This is a genomic window from Brachyspira sp. (assembly GCF_050873525.1).
Classification (GTDB): Bacteria; Spirochaetota; Brachyspiria; order Brachyspirales; family Brachyspiraceae; genus Brachyspira.
The window spans coordinates 1-5,102 of record NZ_JBNMIZ010000190.1 but is presented as its reverse complement, the minus strand read 5'-3'; the positions used below and the strand labels follow the sequence as shown (position 1 = coordinate 5,102).

Genomic DNA, 5,102 nt, shown 5'->3' with positions numbered 1-5,102 from the left:
ATTATTATCTATATTAACATATTCCAAATTATTGCCTGTTAATCTTGAGATTTCTTTTGGCGGAGGAGTAGGCGGTTCAACGGAATTTAGCTATACGGAAGGTTTTAATCATATTCCAAGTGAAAATGGAAGTAGAGTGGATAGCGGTTTTTCAGCAAACGGTTTTTTAGATATAGGAGCTAACTTTGAACTGCCAAATGCTGGGGCTTTAAGTAGTATAAGTATTCTATTTGAAACAGGATACAATTATTATATGAGAATTAGGATGAACTATAAAGATAAAGATATATCTAAATATGAACATTTAGCCGAATATAAAGATATTTTTTATTATCATAATTTAATATTGGGTATATTGCCTAAACTCAATTTTAATAACGGTATCTCTTTCGGAATAGGAGCGGGTATTTTTCTACCTCTATATAGCACAGTAACACACAAGGGAAAGAATGCGTATGGTGAAGAAATAACAACGGGATTGGGAAAATATGTAGGTATAAATAAATTCAATTTTGAAAAAATTTCGTATATGTATAAAGTTCCTATTATGCCTTATATAAAGTTAAATTTTGAGAAAAATTTCTATATGTCTGAAAGATGGGCTTTCAAAATTGGGGTAAATATGCTTTATAATTTTGGAATGGAATTTGATATGGATAAATTGAAATCTGATACAACTACATACGGATACGATAAATATAATTTTTCTTCTTTATCGTTTGAATTGTTTTTTGGTTTCGGATTTGGACGCCCTAAATAAATAAAGGAATGTTTTTTACCTCCTTTAATGTAAGAAGAAATGCCCCGTAGTTTTGCGGGGTTGTTTTTTAACAATTCAAAAAATAATTATAAAAACTCGCCTTCAAGATTCGTTTTTCCTAAAAGATGTTTTTCTATCGAAGCGGCTATTGAAACGAAAGAATCTCTTGTTCCAATATTTATATTTTTCTTTAATTTTTTTCCGAAAGCCAAAATCGGTATATATTCTCTCGTATGGTCGCTTCCTTTGTATGTCGGGTCGCATCCATGGTCGGCGGTGATTATAAATAAATCGTCTTCGTTTAAATTTTCAATCATTTCGGGAATATATTTGTCGAATTCTTCCAAAGCGTTTTTATAGCCTTTTGCGTCTCTTCTATGTCCGTAAAGCATATCGAAGTCGACTAAATTCGTAAATATTAATCCGTTATCAATTTCTTTAATCGCTTTAATCGTTTTTTCTATTCCGTCCAAATTATTTTTATTCGTTTTTCTGTTTTCCGTTATTCCCACTCCCGCAAATATATCGCTCGTCTTTCCTATTCCTATTACGGGCAAATTATTTTTTGAAATTCTATCAAGCATTGTATCTCCGCTCGGAGGCACGGAATAGTCATGTCTTCTTTCCGTTCGTTTATAATTTCCTTTCTCTCCCAAATAAGGTCTCGCTATCACTCTCGCCACTGGTGAAAATTCATTGCATATTTCAAGTGATTTTTCGCATATTTTATAAAGTTCTTCGATTGGAATAATTTCTTCATGAGCGGCGATTTGCAAAACGGAATCGGCGGAAGTATAAACTATAAGAGAGCCGTTTTTTAATTGTTCGTCCGCATAATCGTCTATCACTTCGGTTCCAGAATAAGGTTTATTGCATACGATTTTTCTTCCTGACATTTTTTCTATCGCTTCGATTGTTTTTTGCGGGAAACCGTTCGGATAAGTATTGAAAGGTTTTTTCGATATTAATCCCGCTATCTCCCAATGTCCCGTTGTCGTGTCTTTAGCTTTCGATTTTTCCATAGATTTTCCATAATAGCCGATAGCGTTTTCGATTTTTGAAACGCCTTTTATATCTGTAATATTTCCGAGTCCCATTTTTTCCATGTTTGGTAGATTTACTCCGCCCGTAGCTTTTGACAAATTGGAAATCGTATTTACTCCTTCGTCTCCAAAATCTTTAGCGTCTGGTAAAGCTCCGACTCCGCAACTGTCGACAACTATTAAAACGGCTTTTTTATTACTCATAAATAACTCCTTGCATTTTTATTTAGTTTTTTAATTATATACGAATTATATTATTTGTTCAAATTTTGTATTTTTTGAATCCGCATTATTTATTATTATTTCTTTTTTTTCTTCTTTACCGTTTATTATTTGCGAAATCGTTATGCTCAAATTTTCCGTTTCTTCTTTTGAAAAATATCCCATTATCATTGCCGATTTATAAAGGACTTCTTCCAAATTATTTATATTCTCTTCGTATATTTCCAAATAGCCGAAAGGTCCTCTATTATAATTCGGTTTCAAAGTTATATCGTTTATTCTATTTATTTTTATTCTATCTCTTTTTTCCAAAGCGTCATTTTCTTTTTCGTTTCTTCCCAAGATTAATTTTGCATTATCAACTATTCTTATATGTCTTCCAATAGCCAAATATTGCATCAATTCCATATTGATTATTTTTGTTGTATTATGAGCAACAAGTTCTTTATATCTTTTCGCATAACTTTTATCGACTATAGAACAACCGCTTCCCGCTGGAATTGGATAATCTTTTATTCCAAATTTTTCAGCGAGTTCCATCTGTATATTTCTCGCTCTTCCGTATATTCCAAAAAGATTTTCTCTATTTATTAAACCTTCTTTTTCGGGAATCGTTATTGGAAGAAGTTTTGCCGATAACGGACGAAGCAGTCTTCCTTCGAGTCCGCTTTCTTTTATGGCATTGATTAAATCCTGCGGTTTTTGACTCATAGGGCGCTGTCCTTTAACTTCTCCCGTAGCGACAAAATCGAATCCTTCTTTTTCCATTATTTCTTTTGCCGTTTTTAGCATTAAAATATGGCAGTCCAAACATGGATTTACCGCGCTTCCGTATCCGTATTTTGGATTTAAAAACATATCGATATATTTATCTTTTAACGAAACGAATCTTATCGGAATATTTAGAAAGTCGGCAATTTTTTTAGCAGGGTCGTTATTATATATTTCCATGAGTTCTTCTTTAATAACGGCGTATTCCAAACCAGTGATAAATCTTATTGCAAGAACTTCGATATTTTCTCTTTTTAGTATCGCTCCAGCAAGCGAGCTATCCAATCCTCCCGATAAAAGTAAAATCGCTTTAGGTTTATTCATTTAATTTATTCCCTTACAAAAAAATCAATAATATATTTTTATCATAATTAAATTTTAAGTTATAATATATTTTATTTGTATTTTATTCAATATTTTTATTTGACAATTAAAACTTTATAAAATTGGATTATTAAGAATAAATATTTTCACTTGCAATAAAATAAAAAAAATATATATTTAAAACAAAATTAAGGCATAGAATACGGAGATTTAATAATGCCTATAGCCCCTTTGGATTTACAACAATTATACATGCAACAATCCCATATAGGTCGTATGGAGCATGTTAGAATGGCGGCAAAAACTATAGCCATGCAGTCGGAAGATAGAGATATACATAGAGAATCTTTTATAAGGGATTCTACTGTCGTAAAATCGGAAAATGTTTCTGAAGATAATAAAATTAAAGAAAAAAAAGACGAACAGAGAGGCAAAAAAGGACAAGGTTATATATCATATAGAAAAAAAAATAGAAGAAATATTATTGACAGCGATAATTCTGTAGCGGATTCTATAGATACGATAGAAATAAACGAAATCGGAGCGGCGGAACAAATGAAAGGTTCTAAAATAGATATTTTCGGTTAGAATTAAAAAGTTTAAAATAAATTTAAATTAAAAAGATAAATAATAAATTCGATATGCAAATTTTTATAAGCGTTATAATTAATATAATCATATTGGCGGTTGCGTTGCCGTTATTTTATATTTATATAGTTTCGAGAGCGAGAGAAAGACTTGAAAGAGAAACGACTTCAAAAGCAAGAGAAGAAATAGAAGCGTTGGTTAAAGAATTTAATAATATTGCGTTAAGCAGAATTTCAATACTCGAAGACGCGATAAACAGAGCGAACGAATTATTAAAAAAAATAAATATTGATAATCAAAACAATTTTAATAATTCTAATAATTTTAATAATGATATTAAAGAAAAAAAAGAAACCACAAATAATTTAAATGTAAAAATAGAAGATATTGAAAATATTAATAATAATAAAATTGAAAATAAAAAAAATGAAATTCAAATTATAGAAAATAAAAATGAAATCAAAAAAGAATTTACTAGAGAATTTGGTAACGGATTAAATAGAGAATCGAGAGAAGAATTAAGAAATAAACTCGATATTGCATTTAAAAAAAATATTTATAATAAAGCAGATAAAACTGAAAATAAAAACGATAAAGAAAACGAAAAAACAAATAACGAAAATATTATTAAACTTTATAAAGAAGGTTTTTCAAAAGAACAAATTTCAAAAAAACTTAACTGCGCAATGACTGAAATTGATATTGTTTTGGATATGGAAAATATAAAAAAATAAGATATAATATTTTTAATTTTAATTTATTTAATTTATTTTAAGGAGAAAAAAATGAGTAAATTTAGCAGAGTTTTATGGTTAATATTCGGAATAGCGCTTATAATATCTGGGATAGTCGCGATAAAATATCCTTTAAATACGACAATAGCGGTGGCTTATATAATAGGATTTTTAATGATATTCTCTGGAATAAGTTCGATATTCTATTTTGTAGGTTTAAGACATTTGGCGGGTTCGAGCATTATTTTACTTGACGGAATAGTTTCGACTATTTGCGGTATAATAATAATTTCAAATTTATTAATAAGCGCGACTGTTATACCTTATTTCGTTGCAATATTTACGATAGTTCGAGGCGCAGTTTCAATAGCTTCTTCGATAGATTTGAAAAAGCATGGATACGATAAATGGGGCTGGACATTATTTAGCGGAATACTTACGGTAATAGCGGGAATAATTTTAACATTTAATCCTTTACTTGGAACGGTTTATTTAAGCGTAGTTTTGGGATTAGGATTAATTTTATACGGAATAATAACGATTCAATTATGGTTTGCCTACGGAAAATTTTTTAAATAAATTTTTTAAATAATTATAAATAAAGTTTAAAAAATATCGAATCGGGATTAAATTTTATGACTAAATAAGTCGATATATTAT

General features: G+C 29.5%; 6 protein-coding genes. 4 read left to right on the top strand and 2 right to left on the bottom strand.

Annotated elements, in window-relative coordinates; all coding sequences use genetic code 11:
* Positions 1-760, top strand: a 760-nt coding sequence (locus ACR0QS_RS10835; RefSeq protein ID WP_432633461.1) for a hypothetical protein, incomplete at its 5' end; no start/stop codon positions are given.
* Between the two features lie 86 nt (positions 761-846).
* On the opposite strand, the gene ACR0QS_RS10830 is transcribed toward ACR0QS_RS10835, so the two are convergent.
* Positions 847-2,007, bottom strand: a complete 1,161-nt coding sequence (locus ACR0QS_RS10830) for a phosphopentomutase (RefSeq protein WP_432633460.1) — start codon at positions 2,005-2,007, stop codon at positions 847-849.
* A gap of 45 nt (positions 2,008-2,052) precedes the next feature.
* Positions 2,053-3,120, bottom strand: a complete 1,068-nt coding sequence (locus ACR0QS_RS10825) for a thiamine biosynthesis protein (RefSeq protein WP_432633459.1) — start codon at positions 3,118-3,120, stop codon at positions 2,053-2,055.
* A gap of 216 nt (positions 3,121-3,336) precedes the next feature.
* Between ACR0QS_RS10825 and ACR0QS_RS10820 the strand changes: the two genes are divergently transcribed.
* The 3 genes from ACR0QS_RS10820 to ACR0QS_RS10810 are packed head-to-tail and all read left to right on the top strand — an operon-like array spanning position 3,337 to position 5,021.
* Positions 3,337-3,708: a hypothetical protein gene (locus ACR0QS_RS10820; protein ID WP_432633458.1), complete on the top strand. Its 372-nt coding sequence runs from the start codon at positions 3,337-3,339 to the stop codon at positions 3,706-3,708.
* Between the two features lie 53 nt (positions 3,709-3,761).
* Entirely contained in the window at positions 3,762-4,442 is a 681-nt protein-coding gene (locus tag ACR0QS_RS10815) for a hypothetical protein (protein ID WP_432633457.1), read from the top strand.
* A 51-nt stretch (positions 4,443-4,493) separates the two neighbouring features.
* Positions 4,494-5,021, top strand: a complete 528-nt coding sequence (locus ACR0QS_RS10810) for an HdeD family acid-resistance protein (protein WP_432633456.1) — start codon at positions 4,494-4,496, stop codon at positions 5,019-5,021.
* Positions 5,022-5,102: the final 81 nt, after the last annotated feature.

Bases quoted from the DNA above. Each gene is read 5' to 3' on its own strand.
- ACR0QS_RS10830 (WP_432633460.1), bottom strand. From the start codon at position 2,007: ATGAGTAATAAAAAAGCCGTTTTAATAGTTGTCGACAGTTGCGGAGTC.
- ACR0QS_RS10825 (WP_432633459.1), bottom strand. From the start codon at position 3,120: ATGAATAAACCTAAAGCGATTTTACTTTTATCGGGAGGATTGGATAGC.
- ACR0QS_RS10820 (WP_432633458.1), top strand. From the start codon at position 3,337: ATGCCTATAGCCCCTTTGGATTTACAACAATTATACATGCAACAATCC.
- ACR0QS_RS10815 (WP_432633457.1), top strand. From the start codon at position 3,762: ATGCAAATTTTTATAAGCGTTATAATTAATATAATCATATTGGCGGTT.
- ACR0QS_RS10810 (WP_432633456.1), top strand. From the start codon at position 4,494: ATGAGTAAATTTAGCAGAGTTTTATGGTTAATATTCGGAATAGCGCTT.